Genomic DNA, 25,634 nt, shown 5'->3' with positions numbered 1-25,634 from the left:
AGGAGAACGAATAAATGAGGTATATCCTGATAATCCTTGCGGCAGCGGCTGTCCTGGCGGGTTGTAGCGGAACAGTAGATGATAAGGAAAATGAGACAGCTGAACAGGGAAACACCGCGGTAAGCTTAAGGAATATTGATGTAATTACAACCGGCAATGAGATTCAGCTGACAGCAGAGGCAAGTACGGCACAAGAAGAACTCTTCTACAAACTGGAGCAGGGGGAGGAGACCCTTATAGAGGAGAGCAGCTTCACCCCCGGCGAAGGGGAGGGTGAATGGAGAAAATTCCAGCTGAATATAGGGATGCCGGACGAGCTCGATTCCTCTGGGAAGGCTCCGATTATTACAATTTATGCAAAAGATGAGCAGGGAGAGCCGGTAAACCCTAACTATATTCCCGTCGATATGAATATGGACGAATAGAAAAATCCAGCCTGCTAGAAGGCTGGATTTTTTTCGCTATGTAATAGTATTTAATAGCCGTGTTTCTCAAGTACTTCGATAACTTTAGACGACAGCGGATCCCATTCTGCATCGAATTGTTTATTTACTGTAATGAAATTCTGGTAGCCGAAAACGTTGTCCACGCCATCGAGCTGCATAAGTTCATTTAATATTTCATATTCGCTTGTATCCCCTGGCATGACGGAAACACTGCTGTCACCTTTGAATATCAGCTTGTCCGTCGTGAATTTCAGGGCATTGGGGTTTGGTGTTTCTTCTGCACGGATTCCCATGTTCATCCCTCCTCAATCATACTTACCTCTATATTAGCAGAAATCGCTGGAAGAAAAAAGAATATAAGTCAGCCTCCGTCATGGAAGGCGGAGGCCGACGTCCGCATATGGCAAACCCGTTTCATCACCAGAATGAAGTGGCATTCGCCTGCGTTTTTCTCCGTTCTGCAAATTTACTGCAATTGGTTATGCTGTCTCAGCTGCTGTTCCAGCTGCTGCAATTCCTGTTTTTCCTGTGGAGTAGCTTCATTATATGCGGCCTGGATGGCATTTTGTGCTGCTTGTTTATCTGCCTGGCTTGGGTTATTGCCGTTGTTATTTCCCTGCATCATATTCATGACGGCATTTCGTGCTTGCTGAAACATATTGTTGTTATTATTGTTTTGTTGCAACGAAAACCCCTCCTCGAGTGATTACAGCTATTCACGTCCCCGCATGGTATCGGAGAAACGGGAACGGTATGGAAACTTTTCCGCATGCTTTTTAACGGATTCAGCACCTTGATGGCTGAATCGCTTCGATTTGCTGCGCTTTCCCACAGGAAACTCCTCCTTGGAGATACAGCTTCAGATGCGAACGGGTATGAAAAAAGTGAACGCTTTTCACGTTCACTAGTAGTATGGATCGTCCCGGATGATGTTAGCCTTGGTAAATACCGGGATTAAACCGATTTTTTATTCAGGTTTAGATAATCTTCTAAAAACAGGCCGATTCCATCTTCCTCATTAGTTTTTGTAACATGCTTCGATACGGTTTTGAGTTCGGGTATGGCATTGCCCATTGCCACGCCGACTCCGGCATAATCAATCATTTCCAGATCATTATCCTCATCGCCGAATGCAATGATACGTTCCTTGGGGATATTGAAATAATGAGCGATTTTCTGCAGTCCGACTGCTTTGTTGATGCCCTTTTTTACAATTTCAATGATATTCCAAGGCGCACCCCATTTACGGTGCTCGATGAACTCGGCATGGTAGTCATCCAAATGGTTTCTTAGTGTATGGATATGATCTTCCTTTGGATGGATCAGTACAGAAGTAGGGTCTGTATCCAGTTGATTTTTTACCCTGCCGATATGGAAAGGTGTATCCTGGCCGCCGTTCTGGAAAATTTCGATGATTTCTTCATCATATTCATCCAGATAGACATCATCCCTCACTTCAGCGAGAATATTTTTCACATCAAGGCTATAGCATGCATCAATTATTTTTTTTGCTGTTGGGAGCGGCAACGGATTATGCAGGGCATCCCATTTTTTATCTTTGGGGTGATGGATAAGAGCGCCATTAAAATTGACCATGGGGGTGTTCAGCCCCAGGTTATGGTAATAATCGATGCTGGCACGATGAGGCCTGCCAGTGGCAATGACAACAACATGCCCCTCCACCATGGCTTGAAGGACCATTTCCTTCGTGTGCCAACTGATTTCTTTTTTGTCGGTTAAGAGCGTGCCGTCCAAATCCAGTGCAATCAAGTGTTTTTTATTTTCCATATTTTCACCTCATATTTACTAAGTGTATAGGCGGCAGGGGCAGTTGTAAAGTCATACTCGGCTGCAAAGTTTGCAAATAATTATCATCAACTATTAGAATAAAGAGATAATAAAAAGGAAGAAGGGGACGGACGAATGATCGGTATATACGAAGAAACGATAAAAGGAATTCCCAGCCTGGTTGTAGTAGAGGCTGGCCGTAAAGACGATGCTCTCCCTTTGATAGCCTATTTCCACGGTTTCACAAGTGCTAAAGAGCATAATCTGCCCCTGGCCTATTTGCTGGCCGGCAAAGAGTTCCGTGTAGTGCTTCCTGACAGCCAGTATCATGGAGAAAGGGAGGGCGAAGAATCCGATATGAAAAAGCAGGTTTCCTTTTGGGATATAGTTATCCAGAATATAAAAGAACTGAAGGATATCAAAGACCAAATGGAGAGCAGGAATCTGATAGCGGACAGCCGGATCGGCGTCGCAGGGACAAGCATGGGCGGGATTACAACGTCGGCTGCACTTACCCAGTATCCATGGATCAGTACAGCAGCAGTCCTTATGGGTTCCCCCAAGATAACAACCTATGCAAAAACATTGGTGGAGAGCTTTAAAAAGGCGGGAGACCTTCCAATCACCGAGGAGATGATCGGCAGCTTGTATGAACAGCTCGGCCACTATGACCTATCCGAACAGCCCGGCAAATTGGACGGACGGCCCTTGCTCTTCTGGCATGGTGACAGTGATCCTGTCGTTCCTTTCGACCATTCCTTTACATTTTATGAACAAGCAGAGAAGGAATATACAGATAAGGATAAAATCCGCTTCATCAAGGAGGAAGGCCGGGGGCATAAAGTGAGCCGCCATGCTGTTCTCGAAACGGTGAAGTGGTTTGAAAAGCATTTATAGAATCCTAATAAGTGTGATTTAAATCATTTATTAAACGTCCGAAATATGTTTAAATAGAATTACAGAAGATACGAGGAGGTAAATTCCATGGATGAGGCATTGAAGGAAAATCTGATGGGTGCATTGGAGAATGTAATTGACCCTGAGTTGGGAATTGATATTGTCAACCTTGGCTTAATATATGATGTGGATCTGAATGATGAAGGTCTTTGCACGGTAACAATGACCCTGACAGCAATGGGCTGCCCGCTTTCTGCCCATATCGAACGGGATGTAAAGATGGCACTGGATGATATTCCGGAAGTCAAGGAAGTAGAAGTTAATATCGTTTGGAATCCGCCATGGGACAAACATATGATGTCCCGTTACGCGAAAATTGCTTTAGGCATTCCTGATTGATGAAAAGAGAAAAGGCTGCTCCGCTTGCACAGCGGGTCAGCCTTTTTTAATGCATCACGATCCGAGCAGTTCGGCAGCATTCAGATAGCCATGTCCCTGAACATTGGGAGATTGTCCTATATCTTCGAAAAAATTGGCTATTCCCCAATATTTTCTTCTATTTGCTGAAGAGTGCTGATGGACTCGCCGATCATTCTTCCATAAAGGTCTAGAATGGACTGGCCATATTGGTCACCCGGAACAGCCCATTTCCCGTTCAAATCTACCCATGCAGGGGCAGAGCCTCTTTCTACTAAATCAAACCGGGGATCTGTACGTGGATATCCCTCGGGAAGGGGGGCAGTAACAGCATAGGCATACAGATGCTGGATATGGGCAAGGACACCTTCCCATGGAGAGTCAAAGTTGGCACCATGGTTATCGGGGCCGGTTGCACCTATCCCAGCGAAGTTATTCTGTTCAGGCTGTACGGTTGCGGTAAACTGGAAAAAATCTGTTTCATGCATGGCCTGTGCAAAAGCAATGTCTCCTCTGATTCCATAATATTCGCCGAGTTCAAGATAGTAATGTCCAAGCTCTGGTGCGCCGCTGTTTATTCCTTTTACATATTGGTCCATCAGTTCAGGGGAAAGATAGGTTTTCCCGGCAATCGAATACCCTCCTGATTCTTCGTTATCAGTATCGCTGCCCTCAGTAATGATGAAAGCATCCTCCACACCTGCATTTCTCACTTGTTCCAGGTGCATTTCAGCATTTTCCCTGGAAGCAAAGGCGCCTGCCTGCACACGGAACCATTGGGCATTAGGGGCGGAGAATGGAATAATGAAGGCCTCGATGCCCTGTGACTCAAGCTCCGCGACCCGCTTTTCTGCATTTTCCCTCGACTGGAAAGACCCGGCAATTATTTTATAAAGGGTGCCGCTTATTTGCTTTCTCTTCAGGCCGAACGCCCTTTCCAGTCCATTTACATGTGCTTTGGCAACCCTCTGCCGCCAGGGAGGGTCACTGATCAGCCGAGCATCCTGGTCATTGTCGATAAATCCATTTTCAGTGAGAAGAGCGGACATGGCAGTTTCACGCAATACATGGAAATTCGCTTTATTTCTGTCGCGGTCCGGCAGCTGATTCATGTCCATTATCTCTTCATGCATGATATTTCGATAGTGGGAAGTAGTAGAGGAGTCTGACAAGCCACTGTATATATAATCTTCATAACCCCGGGCAGAGCCATTAAATGCGTTGCAATGAATACTCAAATAGTAATCAGCCCCCCAGGAATTTGCCTCGTTTGTCCGCTGGTTCAGGCTCTTGCTGATGTCGGATGTACGACTCATCCGGACTTCCACCTCTTCATAATCTACCGTAAGAATGGAGAGGACACGCTGGGCGATGTCCAAGACAATATCTTTTTCTATCAGTCCATTTCCTTGACCACCTGGATCTGTTCCTCCGTGTCCGGGATCTAAATAAAGTTTCATAAAGGTCCTTCCTCTCTAATAGGTAGTTCGTATGGTATCACTCATATATTATGATTATAAAGTACTGAGGAAGTGGACGGATATGTCGTTTTCTTGAAAACAGGTGTTTATCTAATTCTAGCTCCGGCTGATATCCTGCGTGTGCTTGGAAAGCAAATTAGAATTTCTACAGTAGGATCTGTACAAACGAAAACAGCATACCTGTCATATCCGATTTGGTATGCCGTTCCGGTTATCATTCAGTTGTTGTTTTATCTATCAAACCCCCTTTTACTAAAGGCTACCGTCATCCTTACTTTGATTATACACGCGGGAAGAGAATATTGTTTTCCAAATGGATATGCTGGAACGTATTGGACAATGTGGTCAATCAATTCGGACAATGAAACAGCATCCCACTCGGCTGATTGATTGCCTTCTTCCTGCCAGCGGCTGTACGCCTGATTCAGTTCTGAAGAATCCTCTGTTCGTCGAGGTAATTCTCTTCAAAAATTTCTTTCAGCTGACGGTGGCCACCGCAGCAAAAATCAATTTGATGCACTTTGAACAGGTCGCTTGCCTTTGGAAAAACCTTAACGATGTTAACCGGTCTATGTTCAACAGTAAATGTATTCATCAACTCTACCTCGAATTAATGTCTTGGTTCAAGCATAAGGGATGAAGGGGGATAGGTCAGTGATTTGCATCACTGGAGAAAGGCTTTTTTAAAAAAACTTTGTCACCATTCATTGGTTTTTGTTGGATGCAATGACAGATAACCCCTTATAATCGGCTGTACATACGGACATGACAATGGGGATGAAATTGCTATCAGCAGAAGATTCACCAATATCGAATTGGCCAAATTGATCGGTGTATCAGAGAGACAGTCAATCGGCTGTTGACAGGGTCCAAAGGGGAAGATTTCCATTCTAGTTGCGGATAGTGGGAAATTTACGATATCATGAACTTTATAAGGAGCGATCAAATGACACGGAATATGGCGGGTGTAATACTGGCGGGCGGGCAGTCTAGCAGGTTCGGAAAACCGAAAGCTTTCGCGAGCGGGCCGGCCTTCCTTTTTATCAATATTCAGTGAATGCCCTTTCCGCGCTTACAGACACGCTTCTTATCATTGCCCATCCGAGCTTGGCTGCGCGGTTTGAGCGGGAACATTCGGAACTGCGAATCCTGGCAAATGTGGAAAGATATCAGGGAGAAGGGCCGCTTGCAGGTATTTATACGGCTATGGAGTATGTTGCTGCGGAATGGTACCTGACATTGCCGGTGGACGTACCTTTTATTGAAGAAGGCCTTTTTAAACAGCTGATTGGTCATCTTGATACGGATATAGAGGCATTAATCCCAGTTTCAAGGGGAAAAGAACAACCTCTTCTTGCAATATGGCATTATTCCGTGAAAGATATCATTGCGGATCAGTTTAACCGGCAGGAACGGTCTGTCCATAGGCTGCTCGGAAAATTAGAGACAAAGAGAGTCATAGTGGAAGAGGACAAGCAGTTTATCAATATCAACAGACAGATTATCAGCAATACATCGATGGCGACAATTTCAACCAATGGGAAGGGGAGAGTTAAGATGCTGGAAAAACATCGTGAAGCTTCACCGAAGAAGGTAGCATGTGCCGTCATAACAGTCAGTGATACAGGGGATGAACATACAGATGAAAGCGGAAAGCTAATGAAAAAAATGCTTCAGGACGAGGGGCATCGGATTGTTGAATACAGAATCGTCCCGGATCAGGTGGAAGATATACAGTCTATCGTGACGAGTGTCCTGGATGATAGCAGTGTGGAAGCGGTGCTTATCAATGGAGGGACCGGAATAGCAAAAAGGGACGTAACCATTGAATCACTGGACCTCCTGTTTGATAAAGCGATCCCAGGATTCGGCGAACTGTTCCGTATGCTGAGCTATCAGTATGATATCGGCTCTGCGAGTATGCTCTCCCGTGCAGTGGCAGGCATTTCCGGGGGGCGGGTCATATTTGCGACACCAGGTTCCTCTGGAGCGGTCAAATTAGCTATGGAGAAATTGATCCTGCCAGAACTCGGCCATACGGTCATGGAATTGGCCAAAGACTCGGAAAGGTAAGAAGATGGGAACAGCTGGGGGCAAACTCTGGATGGTTGGGCTCATCATGTCATTGCTTATGGCTGGGTGTGGGCCTTTACCCAAAAGATGGAGCCGACGGGCAGATCAGCCTTACTATTTCAGCATGATGGACAGCATGATGGAGGTCAAGGGCGCATATGAACAAGAGAATCCGCAGGTTGATATTATCTATAACTTTGGTGGGTCCGGTACATTACGAAGACAGATTGAGCAGGGAGCTTTGATAGATGTATTCGTGTCCGCCTCTAAAAAGGAATATACCCGGCTGGAGGAGTCCGGCATGATAGGCGAAGGGACTGCTCTTTTGCAGAACCGGCTGGCAGTAGTGGCGCCGGACGAATAGCCATATTGCGTCTATATCCCAAAAGCGATGAGAGAACAGATGAAAAGGAGAGAAAGCAAAGCAAAACTGCCAATAGTTAATGTATTTATATAATAAAAGCAACAGCTTTATTAGAAGCTGTTGCTTTTTTATGGTTTGTACTAGTTTTATAGAAACACGATGACAAGAAAACCGACAATGAAGCAATAGAAAGCAAAATATTTCAGGTTGCCTCTTGCCATGATATTGATAAACCATTTTAAGGCAAAGTAAGAGGCGATGATCGAGGCCATAAAGGCAATAATATAAGGAATCATCAATGTATCAAAGTTGGGATCGGTGACGATGTCGGTAAAGGAAAGTACAGTGATACCAAGGCTCACAGGGATATAGAGAAGAAATGAGAAACGTAGTGCTGTCTCTTGCTTCATCCCGACTAACATAGCTGCAACAATAGTTGCCCCGGAGCGGCTGATGCCAGGAACAAGGGCTGCTGCCTGGGCAAAGCCGACAATCAGTGCATCCTTCATGCTAATATCTCCGTCATTTTTCCGCCCGCGCAAATTACGGATGACCCACAGAGCTACACCTGTGATAAGCAGTGTATACCCGACAATCCATACGCCTGCATCGGCAATCATATCTTCAAATAAGAGGCCAAGTATGCCGGTTGGAATCGTAGCAACAATAAGGAAGATAACAAACTGAAAATCGCCTTTTGCATCTTCTTCTCTTTTAGTTAAATAGAGCCAGCCATTTTTAATGAGCCGCAGGATATCCTCCCTGAAGACGATCAATACAGCTATTAGAGAACCGAAATTCACCAATATTTCAAAGGAAAGCCCTTTGATTTCCACCCCGAATAATTCCCGGAGTATCACCAAGTGCCCGCTGGATGAAATGGGGATCGGCTCCGTAAAGCCCTGAAAAAGCCCCAATACCAGGTATTTGATCAATGTCCAAAGTTCTGTCATAACTTCCATATATAGTCCTCCTCAATTCTTCATTTCTTCCTCCAAGACAAGTCACCATAAACAATTCGTTTGAATAGCCTAATTGGTGAGGAGGTTGATATAAAATGAACACAAATTATCAACATATGTATGAACAATGTAAGAAGCATATGCATTCCTATGTGCTTGCTGAAATGGTAGACGGCACCAAGGTAGACGGCATCATCACCGGATTGGATAATGAAAATGTGTATTTCGCAGTGCCGATCGGCGGTGCGAATCAGCCATATGCAGAGCATGATTATCGTGACGGATATCCTGATGAGCGAGTTTTCGGCTATGGATACCCTGGCTATGGATATGGATTCCCGGGGTATGGGTATTATCGGCCGCCAAGAAGGTTCCAGCGACTGATTTTGCCGTTGGCCGCACTGGCTGCCCTGAGTGTGCTTCCTTGGTATTAAAGGGAGCAAGGAATCCGGTCACCTGAAATTCAGATAAATTGCAAAAAGAAACCCTTGCCCACAATCCTTGCAGGCAAGGGTTTCCCTACTAATTCTGTTCACTTTTGCCGCCGAGTGCTCCGCCGCCCAATATAAAAACAGCTACGGAAAGGACACCTGCAAGGATAACGGAGTCCATAAGAACGAACGGCTCTTCGCCCATGCTCGTCAAGACATAGGATATGGCGAAACTGATCAGCAGCGCCCAAACAATTGTCATTATGTATTTCATACTTAACACCTCAACTTTGTACCACTGGATTTTCAGTTTCTAGTTGTCTGCATGCGTATGCTTTCCATTATTCACATATAGTTTATCAAACCTTTACGGTAAAGGAAAGTATTTTTGTTCTTCAGCATAGTGAATTATATAGCGGAAAAGGCTCTTTTTATGAAGGAGGAGGAATATGAAAATACTTGTCGTTAATTGCAATCATTGGATCGGTTACCATATCGTTGAGGAATTGCTCGACCAGGATTACAGCGTGGATGGTCTTCCCGACCAGGAAAAGGGCGGGGATCTGCTATTGTTTTTCGGACGGAACAGCAATTTTACCATGCTTGAGAATGAAGCAGAAGTTTCCCCGTCCTATACCACTGTAATTACTATTGGAAAAGTGGTTGGTTCCTTGGAAACCAAGTCAAATCGCTGCTTTTCTATTGGGGAGGAGAGGCCGGGACAGTCAGCAAAGATAATAACGATTCATCCTCCACTCTTGTTTGGGGAATGGATGCCGATGAACGAATATGGAATTTTAGTAGGTGAAAAATTCATTAGATTCGATTCAGAGAAGTTTAAACAGGAGGCAGTATATATCAAGGATTTTGCAAGAGCTGTCATGCAATGGATCCAGGCTGAAGAACTTCCGGCCAATCTAACGGCAGCTTTCGGTAAGACAGCGGGCAGGAACAGAAGGAACGGCTCGTTTTGCGTGCGGGAGGGTGAACCATGCCAGAATAAGGTGGGAGAATTGCTGGAACATTATCGAAAATACCGAGATTTGTATGGATAATGTCATTATTTGGCAAGGCTGGTATTGCTGGATAGAGTTCATTTCGATAAAATAGGGACAAGAAAGAGAAATGGAGGCCGTTTGGTGAAAAGATTCCAGATTTTCTCCTGGATGATCCTTTTAGCTGTCCTCTTGTCCGGCTGTGATTATTTTTCCGCCGGTAACATCCAGAATGTCGGCATGCTGACAGATGGGGCCATTGATGATGAGGGATGGACGGAAAAAGGATATAAAGGGTTAAAAAATATAGGTACTACATATGAGGTGGATGTTTTCTATAAAGAGCACGTCCAGACAGAACAGCAGATCAGGGACGCAGTAGATGAATTCGTTATGGATGGGGTGAACCTTGTCTTCGGTCACAGCAGCATATACGGCCAGTACTTTGCCGAACTTGCTTCTGACTATCCGGATGTCCACTTTGTCTATTTCAATGGAGGCTATGTGGCTGATAATGTGACCACCCTCAATTTCAATTCGCATGCAGTAGGATTCTTTGCTGGAATGGTGGCAGGGGAAATGACAGAGAACGATCAGGTGGGAATTATTGCCGCCTATGAGTGGCAGCCGGAGATTGAAGGGTTTTTTGAGGGAGTTCATTATGAAAATCCCCAAGCAGAGATGGAGATTGATTTTTTGAATGACTGGCAGGATGACGGCCGGGCAGAAGAAATCTATGCTCAAATGAAGGAAGACGGCACGGATGTTTTCTATCCGACTGGGGACCTTTTCTCCCGCACCATTATAGAACAGGCGAAAGAAGATGGTCTGTACGCAATAGGCTATACCGTTGACCAGTCAGATATTGACGAGCGGACAGTCCTGACCAGCACCCGGCAGCATGTGGATGCCATCTATGAACAGATTGCCGAAGAATTCAATGAAGGAAAGTTGAACGGCAGTGTAATCACTTATGATTTGGAGGATGAAGTTATATCCTTAGGAGACTTCAGTCCCGATGTTCCAAGCAGTTTCCAGGAGGAACTTCGTCAAGAAATGGAAGAATATAAACGTACGGGCCTGCTGCCGAACGAACGCTAAAAAGACCGGACATCGCTTTAGGGGTGTCCGGGTTTTTAATAGCTGATTTTGGATTTATTCCTTCGTTGCAAGGAGTCGCCGCTGTATGTAAAAGCACAGTCCGTATGGTGCTAAACAATCGATTGCACCTTGGCCAGTTCAGTGAAACGGAAATGCCATATCACGGAAACCACTCCGGGTGAGGCTACTTGCCAAAAAAAGAATTATGGATTAAAATTAGCACCAAGTCATAATAATTGATATCAATATATTACTATATAAGGGGATGGAAGCATGAGCGTAGGAATTTTGGGTGCTGGTCATTATGTTCCAGAGAAGATTCTCACCAATAAGGATATGGAACAAATTGTCGACACTAGTGATGAGTGGATTCGCACACGTACAGGGATTGAAGAGAGAAGGATCGCAGAGGACAATGTGGACACTTCTGACATGTCCTACTTTGCTGCTGTCCATGCCCTTGAACAGGCGAATGTAAAAGCGGATGATATTGATCTGATTCTGGTTGCCACTGTAACACCGGATACACCATTCCCATCGGTTTCCTGTATGCTGCAGGACCGACTCGGGGCCAAAAAGGCTGCTGCTATGGATGTCAGTGCAGCATGTTCCGGCTTCATGTACGGGATGGTGACTGCACAGCAGTTCATCCAATCAGGAGTATACAAGCATGTATTGGTTGTGGGTGCGGAGAAGCTGTCCAAGATTACGGACTGGTCCGACCGTTCGACATGTGTTCTGTTTGGAGACGGTGCAGGCGCTGCTGTGCTTGGAGAAGTATCGGAAGGAAAAGGAATCCTTTCCTTTGAACTTGGTGCAGACGGTTCTGGGGGCAAGCAGCTCTATCAGGATCAAAATGACCATCTGCAAATGAATGGAAGGGAAGTATTCAAGTTTGCGGTCAGACAGATGCCTGAGTCTTCTGTAAATGTCATTGAAAAGGCAGGACTCTCGAAAGAGGATGTCGACTATCTTGTGCCCCATCAGGCAAATATGCGGATTATGGAAGCTGCTAGGGAACGATTGGGAATTTCAGAAGAAAAAATGGCCACCTCTGTAAAAAGGTACGGCAATAATTCCTCGGCTTCGATACCTATTGCCTTATCAGAAGCAATCCAAGATGGTAAAATTAAAGATAACGACCTGGTAGTACTTGTTGGGTTCGGCGGCGGCCTGACTTGGGGCGCGCTAGCACTTAAATGGGGAAGATAAGCGGTCAACCTACACGATCAACCATTATAGGAGGCAAACGATATGGAAGAGAGAAGAGTGGTCATTACCGGGCTTGGTTCAATATCTCCAATCGGAAATGACGTAACAACCATGTGGCAGAATATCATTTCCGGCACATCCGGGATTGATTTTGTAACAAAAGTGAATAAAGATGATTATCCAGCTAAAGTAGCGGGGGAAGTGAAAGACTTTGACCCTGCACAGTTCATTGACAAAAAGGATGCACGGAAAATGGATCCTTTCACCCAGTATGCTGTAGCGGCTTCGAAAATGGCCTTGGAAGATGCCAGCCTGATGATCGATGAAAGCAATGCCCATCGTGTGGGTGTATGGATCGGTTCGGGCATCGGCGGAATGAAGACATGGGAAGACCAGCATACGAAGCTGTTGGAAAAAGGACCGAAGCGGGTCAGCCCTTTCTTCGTACCAATGATGATACCCGATATGGCTGCAGGGCAGGTATCCATTCAGACTGGAGCCAAAGGAATCAACTCCTGTACGGTGACAGCCTGTGCTTCCGGTGCGAATTCGATTGGAGATGCATTTAAAGCTGTCCAACGAGGGGATGCCGATTATATTATCGCTGGAGGAACCGAGGCACCTATCTCCAACATGGCCTTCGCCGGATTCTCCTCTGCTAAAGCCCTTTCGCTTAATGAGGATCCGCAGAAAGCGAGCCGCCCATTTGATAAAAACAGGGACGGATTCGTAATGGGCGAGGGTGCCGGAATATTGATCCTGGAAACGTTGGATTCCGCCCTGGAGCGCGGTGCCCATATTTATGGAGAGATTGCCGGCTACGGAGCGACGGGTGATGCCTACCATATTACTGCCCCGGCAGAGCATGGGGAAGGAGCGGCCCGTGCAATGCAGCAGGCACTTGCCGATGCTGGGATGAAACCGGAAGATGTAGATTATATCAACGCACATGGTACGAGCACAGCGCTCAATGATAAATTTGAAACAGAGGCAATTAAAACGGTCTTCGAGGAACATGCCCAGAAACTGGCTGTCTCCTCAACTAAATCGATGACAGGCCATCTGCTGGGAGCCGCCGGCGGGATTGAATCTGTTATTTCTGTGAAAGCGATCCAGGAAAGGATCATCCCGGCTACCATCAATTATGAAACACCTGATCCAGATTGTGATCTCGATTATGTGCCAAACGAGGCAAGAGAGCAGGAAGTCAATGTTGTTGTAAGCAACTCTCTTGGTTTTGGCGGACATAACGTATCCCTTGTCTTTAAAAAATATAAGTAGTTGACGGAGTATCCCGGCCTGTTACATGCAGGCCGGGATTTTTTATTGCGTGTGTTTTGTAAAATTCCAGTTAAAGGATACTTGGAAAACAGGTAGGACTGCATCTGCCTATCAGCTGACCCATTGTCATGAACCTTGTCCAGCCGGCATAGGATAGACTAATAACTGCAGGTCGAAGAGAGAATGTGGGGAGGGTGGCAATGGGATATATATTCCTATTTCTGATTGGTTTTGGACTTGCTGTCTCCGGCGGGGTGACATTGATTGCCTATATGAATTTCCTCCCTGCAGGATTGACATGGATGGACTATTTCATGTTTGTTAAAGACAGGATGGAAACATATCTGCTGCCGATCGGCCTACTGATTATGTCACTGATCATTTACCGCTTTCCGAACAGATTTTAAACGGCTGTAACTGAATAAATTTCCATATGCTGGCCATAATGTATCGTAAGTTCAGTTTACAAAGCGAGGGTTGTATATGATGTACATGCATGATGTTTGGGTCAATTGGTTTGAAGGAGAAGAGAATGGCTACAGTGTCTGCTATTTTCATGAATGGCGAAAAGAGGACAAAATCGAATTATTGGATCAGGTTCCGCTTTTGTATATAACAGAAGATTTATTCCACTACATAGAAAATGACATGCAGGACCTTCCGAAGCCAATGCTTGATTCGATTTACCGACGTGCATACACCCGTAAAGGCCAGGAGCGTTCCGTGCTGGAATATGGTGCAATACTTACGGATGGGAATGATATACTTGCAATCGACACCATCGGTTATCAGATCCCTGTCCGCAAGAGCCGTTTGATCCCAAGGCAGGAGCAAATGGTATATGATATGATAAAGAAGGCAAAACCGCAGTCGTTTCAATTTGAAGCCGGGGATTATGAAAAAGAATACCACATCCTTTCCCTGTCGCCTGATCTGGTATTCGGCCTGACAAGGAGGGAGAGGCAGCTGAAGCATCTATTGATGATGGGACTCGATCAGCTGCGTACAGCGAATAATTTAGAAGAGCTTCGTTATTGGCTGACAGAATGGGATCCAAAGAACTACCCCTACATCCGTTTTATGGATGAGGACAAGGTCTGGAAAGCATTATATCATGGAGTGAAAGATGGGTGGAGCCCTTCCCATGAGGAATTATGTGCAAAAATCGTAAAAGGGCAGCCTTTTTTGGAGAAAATGTATGACATCGAACAAGGAACAGAAGAAAGCAAGTCGAAACAAAATTAGTATATCAGGCATGAAGATGGCCTAAGAAAGAGTCGGATACACATGTATCCGACTCTTTTTCATGCAGAGCTGCTGGAAGGGCCAACGTAGGGGAATTTTAATTTGTATATTCCATATCGCTTAGTACATCCTACTAGCTTTGATAAGCGGGAGGTTAGTCCTACTGGCACTATACGGATGGGTTTGTAAGCGATTTCAGTAGTAAAAAAGAATTACCAAGCATAGATTTATAAAGACTAATGTGGTACTTCTATCTGCATGAACAGGTAAAAAAGGGAGGGAAATGCTTTTGGAAAACAGGAAGATAGCATGGGTTCTAATTGGTTCATTTCTATTATTCGCAACTATTGTAGTGGGGTGGGAGATGTTCCAAGCAGGTTCAGCCGAGGAAACCTCCGTTCCAAAGGAAGTGCAAAAGAATGGGGAAGAAAAAGACGATCAGAAAAAGGATGAAGAGGGGGCAGCGGAAGGGGAGGAGCCGGAAGATGTTGGGGCTGCACCGGTGGTCTCTGATGCTTTTGTGAAGCAGCACCAGGATTATCCAGGGACAATGGCACCTGCCTTTTCACCAGAAGAGCTGCAGGAACTGCCGACTGATAATTGGCTGACCAATGGAGGTAACCTTGCTAATCAGCGTTATTCGCCACTGGATCAGATTAATGTATCAAATGTCGGCGATTTAAAAGCTGAGTGGGTCGCAAGCCTAGGGTCGGGCTTTGACCAGAAATATTCAGGGGAAGCATCTCCTGTCGTGCATGATGGCGTAATGTATGTGATTACGGGGGCCAATGATGTTCTGGCTCTAAATGCGGTGACAGGGGAGACTATCTGGGAATATCGGCCGCATATCGCTGAAAAATTATCAACCGTTTGTTGCGGCTGGACTAGCAGAGGCGTGGCAGTAGGAGAAGGCTTGGTATTTGTCGGTCTGTTGGATGCGCGGCTTGTGGCATTAGACCAGGAAACGGGAGAAGTAGTATGGGAAACCGTGGTGGATGAATGGGAAAAAGGCTATACTATTACCAATGCGCCCTTATACTATGATGGGAAGGTGTTTACCGGGTTATCCGGGGGCGAGTATGGGATCCGCGGCCGCATTACTGCCTTCGATGCGGAAATGGGACGGGAAATTTGGAGATTCTATACGATCCCAGGACCGGGCGAAGAGGGGCATGATTCATGGCCGGACGATAACAAAGCTTGGCTGAAGGGCGGGGCACCGGTCTGGCAGACTCCAGCGGTTGATCCCGAATTGGGAATGATGTATTTTTCCACTGGCAATACAGCACCGGATTTAGACGGAAGCAATCGGGAAGGGGATAACTTGTTTGCCGACTCGGTAGTGGCTCTGGATGTGGAAACAGGGGAATATCAATGGCATTTCCAGCAGGTCCACCATGATATTTGGGATCTGGATTCGCCAAACCCTATTATTCTATTTGATGTAGAAATGGACGGCGAGATGCGTAAGGGGCTAGGTCAGGCGGGAAAAACCGGATGGATCTACTTCCTTGACCGTGTCACCGGGGAGCCGCTCATCGGGATTGAAGAGACACCGGTTCCTCAGGATGAACGGCAGAAGACTTCACCAACCCAGCCGATTCCAAAAGGGGATTCGTTTGTACCACAGGAAATTACGGCGGAAGATGTGGAAAATGACTTGCCGGAGGAATTTGAAGGAGAATACGGAAAGATTTTTGATCCATTCTGGGAAGAGCCGCTTACCTTGAAGCCGGCAGCATTTGGTGGTGCCAACTGGCCGCCTTCCGCCTACAATCCTAATACCGAATATTTCTATGTATTAGGAACGGATCAGTATCAGACATACACAAGAAGTGACGAAGATTTTGACCCGGATAAAATCGAAGAGGGACATACCTGGATTGGAAGCATTATTGCACCAGTGATGGATGCACCGGTCCGCGGTACTGTCACAGCTATGGATGTGAAGACCAATACGATTGCCTGGCAGCAGGAATGGGATGCTATGGCCTATAGTGGCGCAATGACCACCAATGGCAACCTTTTGTTTGTCGGCCACAATGACGGACGGTTCATTGCCTATAATGCAGAGACAGGCGAACAAGTCTGGGAATTCATGACAGATGCAGGGGTCAACGCACCATCGATCACTTATGAGATTGACGGAAAGCAGTATATTACCGTCTATGCAGCCGGTAATTCACTTGCCGGCAGTAAGCATGGTGACTCTGTATGGACTTTCTCCTTGGACGGGGAAATTGAAAGTGGAGATGATTTTGAACCTGCAAATGCCGCCCAGCTGAATGCAGATGAGGAAGGTGCAGAACTTGCCTCATCGGAAGGCGGGGCAGTCAGTGTGGGAGAGGGATTGGAAGTATATGAAAATAATTGCTTGGCCTGCCATGGTACGGAGGGAGTAAATGGCCATAATGGGCCGAACCTTCAAACGAGTAACGTATCGGCGGATAAAGAAGCGGTCATTGACAGGGTGAAAAATGGCGGAGAAAGTATGCCGGCATTTGAAGGGGTTTTGAGCGAAGAAGAGATGGAAGCAGTGGCAGAATATCTCGGTGAATTGGCGGAAAAAGAATAAAAGAAAAGGGCTGGGACAAAAGTGTTTAACCAAAAGATATAGTGGAGTGGGCATAGCCGCTGCGGAAATATGCTTTGCTTTCCGCGGGCGGCTGGTAAGCCATCTTGTGCTATCGCACTGCGTTGTCTTACCTAGGTCTGTCCTCCCGCAGGAGTCTGCGCATATTTCCACCGCTGATATAGTTGATCGGCGTCTTTTGGGTTAGATAGTTAATTATGTCCCAGCCTGTTTTATTTGCCTTTCATATAGAAAACAGTTGTTTGTATTTTATTTTTTCTTCTTCACTCTGCCCAGCCCCATTGCCTTTTTGGCTTTGCGCAGCGTCTTATTTGCAGTGTAGGCAGCTTTGTCGGCGCCCTCATCTAAAATGTCATCCAACTCAGCGGAGTTGATGAGGTCATGATATTTCTGCTGAATAGGCTCTAACAGCTGAATTACTGCATTGGCTGTATCCTGTTTGAAGTCCCCGTAGCCTTTGCCTTCATATTTTGCCTCTAGTTCCTGCACGCTTTCCCCTGTACAACTCGAATAAATGGTCAACAGATTCGAAATGCCCGGTTTATTCTCTTTGTCATATTTCACGATGCCTTCTGAATCTGTTACAGCACTCTTGATTTTCTTTTCGATTTTCTTCGGCTCATCCAGCATGGATATGAAGCCCTTCTGGTTTTCATCCGATTTGCTCATTTTTTTGGTTGGTTCCTGCAATGACATGATCCTTGCTCCGACTTTTGGAATCCGTACTTCTGGAATAGTGAAGATGTCATTGAATTTATTATTGAAGCGTTGTGCCAGATTCCTTGTCAGTTCAAGATGCTGTTTCTGGTCCTCGCCGACCGGCACGATATCCGTGTTATACAGGAGAATATCGGATGCCATCAATGGCGGATAGGTTAATAGACCGGCCGATACTGCTTCCTTGCCGGACGATTTGGATGACTTGTCCTTGAACTGGGTCATCCGCTCCAGTTCGCCAATATAGCTGATGGACTGCAGCATCCATCCAAGCTGGGTATGTGCAGGTACTTCAGATTGAATGAATAAGGTAGATTTCTCAGGGTCGATTCCCGAGGCCAAATAAAGTGCTGCCAAGGATTTGATGTTATTCCTTAATTCCAGACGGTCCTGTGGCACAGTAATGGCGTGCTCATCCACGATACAGAAATAACAGTCATGATCCTCTTGTAATTCCACGAACTGCTTCAACGCCCCCAAGTAATTTCCAAGGGTCAGTGTACCGCTTGGCTGGATACCGGAAAATATTGTCTTCATAATTCTTCCTCCGTCTTCTACATTATATTTTTAGTGGGTTTCCTATTCGCATTAAAAAAAGCCCATTAATCCCTAAAACAGGGACGAATGAACCGCGGTGCCACCCTTGTTATCATACTGCAGAACAATATGATCACTTTAAGTTTTAATAAGCTCGAAAGTCCAATTCCAATTCACCTTGGTGCTTGTTTTCACCGGCCACAAGCTCTCTAAAATCCAGGGGGCAATTGTACTGCGCCTTTTTCATTGCTAATGATATTGACTTTTTAATGTCATTATATATAGTCTCGCAGGGAAACACAAGGGATAAGTCCAAAAAAATTAGAGTCGGCTTATGAAAGGCTTAGTTCACATACTTTTGCTTGTCCCCAACAGCCATCCCCTCCTTATTATCAAGAATGTTCAGGATTCTGGTAAGTAGAGTGATTCCATCTGAAGCAAATGCTTTAGTCATGCGTTCACAGCAAGTATGAGATAAGATTGATAGTATAAAGGAGGCTTAATAATGAAGGACAAATTAATGAAAATGTTGGAAGAGCGGGAAAATGAGATGATTGAGATCCGTCGTTACCTACATGAACATCCCGAGCTTTCTTTTGAAGAAGAAAAAACAGCGGCATACATTACTGAATTTTACCAAGGAAAAGATGTCGAAATTGAAACGAACGTAGGAAACGGATATGGAGTTATTGTGACAATAAAAGGAGCTTCGGAAGGCAAAAAAATCGGACTGCGCGCTGATTTTGATGCTCTCCCTATCAACGAGGAAGCGGATGTTCCATTCAAGTCGAAAAATGAAGGTGTCATGCACGCATGCGGACATGATGCTCATACTGCTTATCTGTTAATATTGGCCGATTGCCTTATTCAACTAAAGGATCAATTCAAGGGTACCATTAAAATTATTCACCAACATGCAGAGGAACAGCCGCCTGGTGGTGCTAAAAGCATCATGGACTCAGGAAAACTCGATGATTTAGATGCGGTTTTCGGCATTCATGTTCTACCATTGGCCCCTGCAGGTACAGTCGGCTATCATAGTGGTTACTCATTCAATGGCCGGACTTATTTTAAATTGAAGATACAGGGGGTTGGCGGACATGGATCCTCGCCGCATAAAGCCAATGATGCTATTGTTGCGGGCTCCTATTTTGTGACAGCAATACAGACGATTGCCAGCCGTCGTGTAGATCCAATGGAGGCAGGAGTCATAACCATTGGTTCATTTGATGGAAAAGGCAGCTTTAACGTCATTAGAGACAGCATCGAGATTGAAGGGGATATCCGGTATTCCAATGATGAATCCCAGGAAGTAATTGACAAAGAGTTCCATCGGATTGTAAATGGGTTGGAAGAAATGTTCGATGTAACATGCGAACTTACTTATACCCCTGACTATCCGCCATTATACAATGATCCTGAGTTGACAGAGTTTGTTGCAGACACCTTAAATGGGGTTCAGGATAAAGACCTTAAAGAAGTAAAAGAATTCCCTAAAATGTCACCATCAGATGACTTTGCGTATTATTTGGAAAAAATCCCGGGATCCTATTTCTATGTCGGCTGCACTCCGAAGGGGGTAGAAAAGCCTTACTTTAATCACCACCCGAAATTTGATATTGACGAAGATGCGATTCTTGTTGCAGCCAAATCAGTGGGTCATATTGTTTGTGGCTATTTGGATAGGAAATAACTGGTTTATCGGGAGAGGTACGTACTCAATTCAAAATGTTATTCCGTGTCCATGCAGGAGTTGCCGCTTACTGAATAGCTGGATTTCCTCCACCTCGTGGGCGGTGTATGCTCCTATCTCCTCTCGTTTTAAGTTCCTCAGTAAATGGCGCTTGCTATAAGCGAATATTTTATTTGGGCTAAGAAACAATACTCATGAGATACAGTAAATGAGGAGGAGCAGCAATGGAAAAGGATATGGATTACGGAAGTGATTATAAATATATTCCTACCACTTCTGTAGGTAGTGGAATGGGACTTCAGGTGTTGCCGGATTTATTTTCCCATACCCTTCAGATAGTCAATATTTGTTTGGTAGGAGATCCGGAAACAAAGGAATTTGTATTAGTGGATGCAGGAATGCCTGATTCTGCCGAAGAAATTATTTCCGTAACTGAAGAACGATTTGGTGAGAATGCCCGCCCGAAAGCAATCATTTTAACGCATGGCCATTTTGATCATGTAGGCGCGGTTATTGAGCTCGTCGAACATTGGGAGATACCTGTTTATGCACACGAACTGGAATTGCCTTTTTTAACGGGTAAAATGAACTATCCAGAACCAGATCCTACCGTTGAAGGCGGTATGGTAGCAAAGATGTCACCAATGTTCCCCAATGAATCCATCGACTTAGGGAATCATGTGGAAATGCTCCCTTCTGATGGATCGATTCCTCATATGCCTGATTTCCGGTGGGTTCATACACCCGGACATACAACAGGGCATGTTTCGTTGTTCAGGGAGAACGACAAAACATTAATAGCAGGAGATGCATTTATCACCGTTAAACAGGATTCCCTTTATAAAGTTTTTACGCAGGATCAAGAAATAAATGGCCCACCAAGATATCTTACAACCGATTGGAAAGCTGCAAAGGAGTCTGTTGTTAAGCTGGAGGCCTTGGAGCCGAAAGTGGCGGTCACAGGGCATGGGTTGCCGATGACCGGTGAAGAATTGTCAAAGAACTTGAAAAAATTAGCTATGGACTTTGATGATCTTGCCATCCCGGATTACGGGAAATATGTGCATAAAAACAATTGATGCCAAATAAGCACGAGGAATTAGTTAAAATGGACGAGCTAGCTAAATTGGACGGATACCGTTTCTCGAGTTGATTTGTGAAACGATTCCCCCTTTCTTGCCGACCTGAATAGGCGAGTATAGGTTGGGGGGGTCGCTTGTTTTTCCTGCTGTTCGGCTATTTGGGAGCAGGCCGAATAAGATAGATGATGTCGTTCGATTTTGCCGTCATTATACCCCGCATCAATCCCGTTTCTCTTTGTCCAACTAGCCTATTAACTGGCTTTGCTTATAGAACAGCCCTTACCATATAACCCACCACATTTCCTCACCTTTCTCCAACTAAAGCGTGCCCCATAATTCCGCTTAAACGGCATCCATTCTCTTTCCTTTGAATGAAAGTCCCCGTCCCGGTCTGCTATTCCAACTTATGGGAAAAAATCACTATTATTCTATTTCAGCCGGTTTTTGGTTCAATTATACGACATGTTTCGATATACTAGTCTTAAAAAGTGAGAATTGGAGACTGAGAGAAATGGGGAAAATTCATCAAACGCTTGTAATAATGGCAAGTACCCTCCTATCTGCCACCTTGCTTCCTCTGACAGCTGATGCAGAAGAAGAGGAAGTGAAAGCGACCCCGCATGCGGAACGGCAGATAAGCATTGAACTGTTGGATCCAGAGCAGCAGATGCAGCGTTTCACCTATGATTCGGGGTATGACTTCGAATATCCTGACGCAGTGAGGGGAATTTATGTAACTGGAAACTCTGCGGGCGGAAGCCGGTTCGAGTCCCTCGTGAATCTGCTGGATGAGACAGCACTCAATTCGATGGTCATTGATATAAAGGAAGACAATGGAAACTTGACCTTCCAACCGGAAGAAGGCTCTCGGTACGAAGATATTGCTAAGAATTATATTGGTGACCCGGAGGAAATGATGAAGGTGCTGGAAGAAAAAGGGATCTACCCGATTGCCAGGGTAGTTGTCTTCAAGGACAATGAGCTAGCCAAAAAGCGTCCGGATCTATCTTTCCGCCAAAAAAATGGAGAAGTATGGTCCAACGGAAAAGGAGAGTCTTTTGTAAACCCATTTGAGAAGGAAGTATGGGATTATAATGTGGAAATCGCCAAAATGGCAGCCGAGATGGGTTTCCAGGAAATTCAATTCGATTATGTCCGATTCCCGGAAGGTTTCGAGACACGCGATCAGGAATTGGAATACAGTGAGGGCGATTATGCCGATATGGATATGAATAATGTGCAAAAGCGGGTAGAAGCGGTGACTGATTTTGTAGCATACGCTAGGGAAGAACTCGAATATTATGATGTGGATGTGTCTGTTGATATATTCGGATATTCAGCCACCATCGATGAAGCCCCAGGAATCGGCCAGAACTTTTCTCGTATCGCAGATAATGTGGATGTTATTTCATCAATGATCTATCCTAGCCATTGGGGCCCATATTTTGGAATTGAAAAGCCGGACACAGAGCCGTATAATCTGGTCAATGAGTATGCGAAAGTAGAAAAAGAAGTACTCAGCCAATTGGAAGATCCGCCAGTATCCCGCCCATGGCTGCAGGATTTCAGTGCTCCATGGCTATACAGCGGACCGACTTTTGTGTATGGCAAAGAGGAAGTGGAAGCCCAGATCAGAGCCTTATATGATAATGGGATTGATGAATTCCTGTTGTGGGATTCCGGAAACAGTTACACGGAAAATGTGGATTATATGATAGGGAAATAACAAAAAAAGCAGATTACCCTCCGAAGGTATCTGCTTTTTTAATGATTTTGCCTCTAAACGGACATAATATGGCCAGAATGATCCTTTAAACCATTTAACAAAGTTAAATATCCCCGTTATAATGAAAACGACTACTAAAAATAAGGAGTAGATCAATGAACTGGTATGAAAAGCTGAAAGAGTATTTTCCGGTAGAAGAAATGAAGTCCAGGGAGCATATGGAACGGCTCCTCGAGGAAAAAGGGGACGTATACTTCAAGGATGAAAGCCCGCAGCATGTGATGATGTACGCCGAATTCGAAACCTTCATCTTTATTGATTATGTTTGGGTTTCAGCCGATACCAGGGGGCAAGGCATCGGGCACAAGCTTATGGAGAAGTTGAAAGAGAAAAACAAACCGATCATTCTGGAAGTCGAACCGATTGATTATGACGACTCCGACACCGAGAAAAGACTCCACTTTTATCGCAGGGAAGGATTTACCCATGCGCAGGCCATCGGCTATACACGCCGGTCGCTGGCAACTAACGAAGAAACCCCGCTGGAGATATTGTACTGGTCTCCAAATGATGAATCTGAAGATTTGATTTTCAAGCAAATGAGAAAAATGTACGAAGACATCCATACTTATAAGGATGAAGAGATATACGGCAGAGCTTATCAAAAAGCAGATGAAGTGTTAAGCTTTGACGAAAACAGGGAATGCGATGACATACTGGAAAATCTGAACGTACCTGAAAAAGCATAAATAAGATAAAAGGAAGCAGCCCCCGCCGGTTAGTCTCGGTGCGGGGTTGTTTTTAAAGTTTGATTAGATTTTGAATCGTGATTTTTTGAAGGAAACCGAGATCGTTTTCATGGAAAAAGCCTGTCATGACAAGGAAAGAGAACGGGGGCAGTATTTTTTTTAGAATAATGTTGTTTAAGAAGATAGAAATGGGGTATGTTACAATTAAAGCATTCAATGAGCTGTAACATGTAAAAATAACCTGATTTTTTATTGTACCTCTACCTTTCATTTGACAAATGTAGTATAATTTACATAAAGGTTATTTAAAGTTATTTTAATCTGTAAAATAGTTGAATGTTGATAACCATCTATATAGAATGAGGAGTGAAGTTACATGGTAACACTTTATACCTCACCAAGTTGCACATCATGCAGAAAAGCAAAGGCTTGGCTGGAAAAACATGAGATCGAATTCAAGGAGCGGAATATCTTCTCGGAGCCGCTGACATTGGATGAGATCAAGGAGATCTTGAGAATGACTGAAGATGGTACGGATGAAATCATATCTACCCGATCCAAGGTCTTTCAGAAATTAGACGTTGATCTCGACCAGCTTCCGTTGAAAGATCTATTCAATTTGATCCAAAATAATCCTGGTCTGTTGAGAAGGCCGATCATCCTGGATGAGAAGCGCCTGCAGGTTGGTTATAATGAAGATGAAATCCGCCGGTTCCTGCCGAGAACGGTTCGCACCTTCCAATTGCGGGAAGCCCAGCGGTTGGTTAATTAACCACATATACTTAGTTTAATATTTCCTATTAAAAACGCAGATTCCTGGTGAGGGCTGTGTTTTTATTTTGTCTGAAATTTTATAAGGACAAAGGGTGACAAATTAGAGGTTATGGGGTAAAATATAAAACTAACTCTTCTATTATAGGCATATTCCTTTCCAGATGGACCGTAGTTTTCATATACTGTGAATATAATCGGTTATGGTTAGATATGTTTTAGAACGGGTAATGAATAGATAAGAAATTGTCCACGCTATAGATATAAAAATAAGGTGAAAGTGTCTCTTCCACCATTATTTAAGAAGGGAGAGGAACAAGAATGGAAATAGAGAGAATCAATGAAAACACCGTCAAATTTTATATTTCCTACATTGATATCGAGGACAGAGGGTTTGAACGCGAAGAAATCTGGTACAACCGTGAGCGTAGTGAACAGCTCTTCTGGCAGATGATGGATGAGCTGAACTACAAGGAAGATTTTTCTGTAGAGGGTCCATTGTGGATCCAAGTGCAAGCGTTGGATAAGGGATTGGAAATCGTGGTTACGAAGGCCCAGGTATCCAAGGATGGCGAGAACATCGAGCTTCCGACAGAAGATGGCGAAACGGTGGATGTGCCTGTAGATAAAAATATAGAGAATATTTTAGAAGATAAATATGGGAAGACCGAATTGGATGATCCCGAAGATATGAAGGAAGACAATATGTGGTTGATTGTCGGGTTCAAGGACTTTGAGGACGTCATTCAGTTGAGTCACCGAATGGAAGGCTTCGATGGTAGCAAGGAAGAAACACTTTATCACTTTAAAGACAACTACTATCTATTCCTGGAGTTCTCACCGGACTTGATGGATGACAAACTTCAGGAAGATGTCATCAGTATGGTTCTGGAATTTGCTGACGACTCCGATGTTACGATTCACATGCTGGAAGAGTATGGGAAGGTAATCTTCGAACAAGACACATTTGCCCAAGTAAGGGCCCATTTTCCGGTTAATGTATAGACACTCAGTTAGATTGGGTGTCTATTTTTTTTGTTTCAAGCAGGATTTACTGACCTCCCAGGAGAATA

General features: G+C 44.7%; 27 protein-coding genes, 1 pseudogene and 1 other annotated feature. Of the genes and pseudogenes, 20 read left to right on the top strand and 8 right to left on the bottom strand.

Going from position 1 to position 25,634, the window contains the following annotated elements; translation table 11 throughout:
• The first annotated feature begins 14 nt into the window (after positions 1-14).
• On the top strand, positions 15-425 hold the full coding sequence (locus ACFODW_RS16590) for a hypothetical protein (protein ID WP_390307904.1): 411 nt from the start codon (positions 15-17) through the stop codon (positions 423-425).
• Positions 426-475: 50 nt separating this feature from the next.
• Here the strand turns inward: ACFODW_RS16590 and ACFODW_RS16585 are convergent, their stop codons facing one another.
• The 3 genes from ACFODW_RS16585 to ACFODW_RS16575 all read right to left on the bottom strand — a co-directional run bounded on the left by ACFODW_RS16585 (position 476) and on the right by ACFODW_RS16575 (position 2,234).
• Entirely contained in the window at positions 476-739 is a 264-nt protein-coding gene (locus tag ACFODW_RS16585; protein WP_390307903.1) for a NifU N-terminal domain-containing protein, read from the bottom strand.
• A gap of 173 nt (positions 740-912) precedes the next feature.
• Positions 913-1,104 (bottom strand): DUF3813 family protein, encoded by a 192-nt coding sequence (locus tag ACFODW_RS16580; RefSeq protein WP_390307959.1) that lies wholly within the window; start codon positions 1,102-1,104, stop codon positions 913-915.
• 296 nt (positions 1,105-1,400) lie between these two features.
• Positions 1,401-2,234 carry a Cof-type HAD-IIB family hydrolase gene (locus ACFODW_RS16575; RefSeq protein WP_390307902.1) on the bottom strand — a complete coding sequence of 278 codons (834 nt, stop codon included), beginning with the start codon at positions 2,232-2,234 and terminating at the stop codon, positions 1,401-1,403.
• A gap of 135 nt (positions 2,235-2,369) precedes the next feature.
• Between ACFODW_RS16575 and ACFODW_RS16570 the strand changes: the two genes are divergently transcribed.
• Together ACFODW_RS16570 and ACFODW_RS16565 are read left to right on the top strand one after the other, a co-directional pair.
• The gene (locus ACFODW_RS16570; protein ID WP_390307901.1) at positions 2,370-3,131 is read left to right on the top strand and encodes a prolyl oligopeptidase family serine peptidase; all 762 of its coding nucleotides are present in this window, start codon (positions 2,370-2,372) and stop codon (positions 3,129-3,131) included.
• Between the two features lie 87 nt (positions 3,132-3,218).
• Positions 3,219-3,530: a metal-sulfur cluster assembly factor gene (locus ACFODW_RS16565; RefSeq protein WP_390307900.1), complete on the top strand. Its 312-nt coding sequence runs from the start codon at positions 3,219-3,221 to the stop codon at positions 3,528-3,530.
• 137 nt (positions 3,531-3,667) lie between these two features.
• Here the strand turns inward: ACFODW_RS16565 and ACFODW_RS16560 are convergent, their stop codons facing one another.
• Both ACFODW_RS16560 and ACFODW_RS16555 read right to left on the bottom strand, forming a co-directional pair.
• A complete protein-coding gene (locus ACFODW_RS16560) occupies positions 3,668-5,008 on the bottom strand; it encodes an N-acetylmuramoyl-L-alanine amidase (RefSeq protein ID WP_390307899.1) in 1,341 nt (446 codons plus the stop codon).
• 445 nt (positions 5,009-5,453) lie between these two features.
• Positions 5,454-5,624, bottom strand: a complete 171-nt coding sequence (locus tag ACFODW_RS16555; protein ID WP_390307898.1) for a DUF542 domain-containing protein — start codon at positions 5,622-5,624, stop codon at positions 5,454-5,456.
• A 443-nt stretch (positions 5,625-6,067) separates the two neighbouring features.
• On the opposite strand from ACFODW_RS16555, the pseudogene mobA reads away from it, so the two are divergent.
• From mobA to modA, 3 genes and pseudogenes are all read left to right on the top strand, one after another.
• Positions 6,068-6,460: pseudogene (gene mobA, locus ACFODW_RS16550) on the top strand (molybdenum cofactor guanylyltransferase); the annotation flags it as partial.
• Positions 6,461-6,586: 126 nt separating this feature from the next.
• The gene (locus tag ACFODW_RS16545; RefSeq protein ID WP_390307958.1) at positions 6,587-7,102 is read left to right on the top strand and encodes a MogA/MoaB family molybdenum cofactor biosynthesis protein; all 516 of its coding nucleotides are present in this window, start codon (positions 6,587-6,589) and stop codon (positions 7,100-7,102) included.
• Positions 7,103-7,106: 4 nt separating this feature from the next.
• Positions 7,107-7,466, top strand: a complete 360-nt coding sequence (gene modA, locus ACFODW_RS16540; protein WP_390307897.1) for a molybdate ABC transporter substrate-binding protein — start codon at positions 7,107-7,109, stop codon at positions 7,464-7,466.
• 146 nt (positions 7,467-7,612) lie between these two features.
• Here modA and ACFODW_RS16535 read toward each other — a convergent pair whose 3' ends face one another.
• The gene (locus tag ACFODW_RS16535; protein ID WP_390307957.1) at positions 7,613-8,419 is read right to left on the bottom strand and encodes an undecaprenyl-diphosphate phosphatase; all 807 of its coding nucleotides are present in this window, start codon (positions 8,417-8,419) and stop codon (positions 7,613-7,615) included.
• Between the two features lie 104 nt (positions 8,420-8,523).
• Between ACFODW_RS16535 and ACFODW_RS16530 the strand changes: the two genes are divergently transcribed.
• Positions 8,524-8,862, top strand: a complete 339-nt coding sequence (locus tag ACFODW_RS16530; protein ID WP_390307896.1) for a hypothetical protein — start codon at positions 8,524-8,526, stop codon at positions 8,860-8,862.
• Between the two features lie 88 nt (positions 8,863-8,950).
• Here ACFODW_RS16530 and ACFODW_RS16525 read toward each other — a convergent pair whose 3' ends face one another.
• Positions 8,951-9,133, bottom strand: a complete 183-nt coding sequence (locus tag ACFODW_RS16525; protein ID WP_390307895.1) for a DUF2929 family protein — start codon at positions 9,131-9,133, stop codon at positions 8,951-8,953.
• 175 nt (positions 9,134-9,308) lie between these two features.
• On the opposite strand from ACFODW_RS16525, the gene ACFODW_RS16520 reads away from it, so the two are divergent.
• From ACFODW_RS16520 to ACFODW_RS16490, 7 genes are all read left to right on the top strand, one after another.
• Complete coding sequence (locus ACFODW_RS16520) at positions 9,309-9,914, top strand: hypothetical protein (protein ID WP_390307894.1); 606 nt, start codon at positions 9,309-9,311, stop codon at positions 9,912-9,914.
• An 84-nt stretch (positions 9,915-9,998) separates the two neighbouring features.
• Positions 9,999-10,955, top strand: a complete 957-nt coding sequence (locus tag ACFODW_RS16515) for a BMP family ABC transporter substrate-binding protein (protein WP_390307893.1) — start codon at positions 9,999-10,001, stop codon at positions 10,953-10,955.
• A gap of 273 nt (positions 10,956-11,228) precedes the next feature.
• Positions 11,229-12,167 (top strand): beta-ketoacyl-ACP synthase III, encoded by a 939-nt coding sequence (locus ACFODW_RS16510; protein ID WP_390307892.1) that lies wholly within the window; start codon positions 11,229-11,231, stop codon positions 12,165-12,167.
• A 42-nt stretch (positions 12,168-12,209) separates the two neighbouring features.
• Entirely contained in the window at positions 12,210-13,448 is a 1,239-nt protein-coding gene (gene fabF / locus ACFODW_RS16505; RefSeq protein WP_390307891.1) for a beta-ketoacyl-ACP synthase II, read from the top strand.
• Between the two features lie 200 nt (positions 13,449-13,648).
• A complete protein-coding gene (locus ACFODW_RS16500; protein ID WP_390307890.1) occupies positions 13,649-13,855 on the top strand; it encodes a hypothetical protein in 207 nt (68 codons plus the stop codon).
• A 76-nt stretch (positions 13,856-13,931) separates the two neighbouring features.
• Positions 13,932-14,693, top strand: a complete 762-nt coding sequence (locus ACFODW_RS16495) for a YjbA family protein (protein WP_390307889.1) — start codon at positions 13,932-13,934, stop codon at positions 14,691-14,693.
• Between the two features lie 283 nt (positions 14,694-14,976).
• Positions 14,977-17,268 carry an outer membrane protein assembly factor BamB family protein gene (locus ACFODW_RS16490; RefSeq protein WP_390307888.1) on the top strand — a complete coding sequence of 764 codons (2,292 nt, stop codon included), beginning with the start codon at positions 14,977-14,979 and terminating at the stop codon, positions 17,266-17,268.
• Between the two features lie 267 nt (positions 17,269-17,535).
• Here the strand turns inward: ACFODW_RS16490 and trpS are convergent, their stop codons facing one another.
• On the bottom strand, positions 17,536-18,540 hold the full coding sequence (gene trpS, locus ACFODW_RS16485; protein WP_390307887.1) for a tryptophan--tRNA ligase: 1,005 nt from the start codon (positions 18,538-18,540) through the stop codon (positions 17,536-17,538).
• Positions 18,541-18,616: 76 nt separating this feature from the next.
• Positions 18,617-18,796: a binding site (T-box leader), on the bottom strand.
• Positions 18,797-19,045: 249 nt separating this feature from the next.
• Between trpS and ACFODW_RS16480 the strand changes: the two genes are divergently transcribed.
• The 6 genes from ACFODW_RS16480 to mecA all read left to right on the top strand — a co-directional run bounded on the left by ACFODW_RS16480 (position 19,046) and on the right by mecA (position 25,566).
• Positions 19,046-20,233 carry an amidohydrolase gene (locus ACFODW_RS16480; RefSeq protein ID WP_390307886.1) on the top strand — a complete coding sequence of 396 codons (1,188 nt, stop codon included), beginning with the start codon at positions 19,046-19,048 and terminating at the stop codon, positions 20,231-20,233.
• A 224-nt stretch (positions 20,234-20,457) separates the two neighbouring features.
• The gene (locus tag ACFODW_RS16475; protein ID WP_390307885.1) at positions 20,458-21,312 is read left to right on the top strand and encodes an MBL fold metallo-hydrolase; all 855 of its coding nucleotides are present in this window, start codon (positions 20,458-20,460) and stop codon (positions 21,310-21,312) included.
• A gap of 514 nt (positions 21,313-21,826) precedes the next feature.
• Positions 21,827-23,041, top strand: a complete 1,215-nt coding sequence (locus ACFODW_RS16470) for a putative glycoside hydrolase (protein ID WP_390307884.1) — start codon at positions 21,827-21,829, stop codon at positions 23,039-23,041.
• Between the two features lie 155 nt (positions 23,042-23,196).
• A complete protein-coding gene (locus tag ACFODW_RS16465; protein WP_390307883.1) occupies positions 23,197-23,790 on the top strand; it encodes a GNAT family N-acetyltransferase in 594 nt (197 codons plus the stop codon).
• A 376-nt stretch (positions 23,791-24,166) separates the two neighbouring features.
• Entirely contained in the window at positions 24,167-24,562 is a 396-nt protein-coding gene (gene spxA, locus ACFODW_RS16460; RefSeq protein ID WP_390307882.1) for a transcriptional regulator SpxA, read from the top strand.
• A gap of 320 nt (positions 24,563-24,882) precedes the next feature.
• Complete coding sequence (gene mecA, locus ACFODW_RS16455; protein ID WP_390307881.1) at positions 24,883-25,566, top strand: adaptor protein MecA; 684 nt, start codon at positions 24,883-24,885, stop codon at positions 25,564-25,566.
• Positions 25,567-25,634 lie beyond the last annotated feature (68 nt).

The organism is Virgibacillus sediminis, from assembly GCF_042643265.1.
Taxonomy (GTDB): Bacteria; Bacillota; Bacilli; order Bacillales; family Amphibacillaceae; genus Virgibacillus_O; species Virgibacillus_O sediminis.
This window is presented reverse-complemented; position numbering and strand designations above follow the sequence as displayed.

Coding starts and splice junctions, on each gene's coding strand:
- ACFODW_RS16590 (WP_390307904.1), top strand. CDS start 15: ATGAGGTATATCCTGATAATCCTTGCGGCAGCGGCTGTCCTGGCGGGT.
- ACFODW_RS16585 (WP_390307903.1), bottom strand. CDS start 739: ATGGGAATCCGTGCAGAAGAAACACCAAACCCCAATGCCCTGAAATTC.
- ACFODW_RS16580 (WP_390307959.1), bottom strand. CDS start 1,104: ATGTTTCAGCAAGCACGAAATGCCGTCATGAATATGATGCAGGGAAAT.
- ACFODW_RS16575 (WP_390307902.1), bottom strand. CDS start 2,234: ATGGAAAATAAAAAACACTTGATTGCACTGGATTTGGACGGCACGCTC.
- ACFODW_RS16570 (WP_390307901.1), top strand. CDS start 2,370: ATGATCGGTATATACGAAGAAACGATAAAAGGAATTCCCAGCCTGGTT.
- ACFODW_RS16565 (WP_390307900.1), top strand. CDS start 3,219: ATGGATGAGGCATTGAAGGAAAATCTGATGGGTGCATTGGAGAATGTA.
- ACFODW_RS16560 (WP_390307899.1), bottom strand. CDS start 5,008: ATGAAACTTTATTTAGATCCCGGACACGGAGGAACAGATCCAGGTGGT.
- ACFODW_RS16555 (WP_390307898.1), bottom strand. CDS start 5,624: ATGAATACATTTACTGTTGAACATAGACCGGTTAACATCGTTAAGGTT.
- ACFODW_RS16545 (WP_390307958.1), top strand. CDS start 6,587: ATGCTGGAAAAACATCGTGAAGCTTCACCGAAGAAGGTAGCATGTGCC.
- modA (WP_390307897.1), top strand. CDS start 7,107: ATGGGAACAGCTGGGGGCAAACTCTGGATGGTTGGGCTCATCATGTCA.
- ACFODW_RS16535 (WP_390307957.1), bottom strand. CDS start 8,419: ATGACAGAACTTTGGACATTGATCAAATACCTGGTATTGGGGCTTTTT.
- ACFODW_RS16530 (WP_390307896.1), top strand. CDS start 8,524: ATGAACACAAATTATCAACATATGTATGAACAATGTAAGAAGCATATG.
- ACFODW_RS16525 (WP_390307895.1), bottom strand. CDS start 9,133: ATGAAATACATAATGACAATTGTTTGGGCGCTGCTGATCAGTTTCGCC.
- ACFODW_RS16520 (WP_390307894.1), top strand. CDS start 9,309: ATGAAAATACTTGTCGTTAATTGCAATCATTGGATCGGTTACCATATC.
- ACFODW_RS16510 (WP_390307892.1), top strand. CDS start 11,229: ATGAGCGTAGGAATTTTGGGTGCTGGTCATTATGTTCCAGAGAAGATT.
- fabF (WP_390307891.1), top strand. CDS start 12,210: ATGGAAGAGAGAAGAGTGGTCATTACCGGGCTTGGTTCAATATCTCCA.
- ACFODW_RS16500 (WP_390307890.1), top strand. CDS start 13,649: ATGGGATATATATTCCTATTTCTGATTGGTTTTGGACTTGCTGTCTCC.
- ACFODW_RS16495 (WP_390307889.1), top strand. CDS start 13,932: ATGATGTACATGCATGATGTTTGGGTCAATTGGTTTGAAGGAGAAGAG.
- ACFODW_RS16490 (WP_390307888.1), top strand. CDS start 14,977: ATGCTTTTGGAAAACAGGAAGATAGCATGGGTTCTAATTGGTTCATTT.
- trpS (WP_390307887.1), bottom strand. CDS start 18,540: ATGAAGACAATATTTTCCGGTATCCAGCCAAGCGGTACACTGACCCTT.
- ACFODW_RS16480 (WP_390307886.1), top strand. CDS start 19,046: ATGAAGGACAAATTAATGAAAATGTTGGAAGAGCGGGAAAATGAGATG.
- ACFODW_RS16475 (WP_390307885.1), top strand. CDS start 20,458: ATGGAAAAGGATATGGATTACGGAAGTGATTATAAATATATTCCTACC.
- ACFODW_RS16470 (WP_390307884.1), top strand. CDS start 21,827: ATGGGGAAAATTCATCAAACGCTTGTAATAATGGCAAGTACCCTCCTA.
- ACFODW_RS16465 (WP_390307883.1), top strand. CDS start 23,197: ATGAACTGGTATGAAAAGCTGAAAGAGTATTTTCCGGTAGAAGAAATG.
- spxA (WP_390307882.1), top strand. CDS start 24,167: ATGGTAACACTTTATACCTCACCAAGTTGCACATCATGCAGAAAAGCA.
- mecA (WP_390307881.1), top strand. CDS start 24,883: ATGGAAATAGAGAGAATCAATGAAAACACCGTCAAATTTTATATTTCC.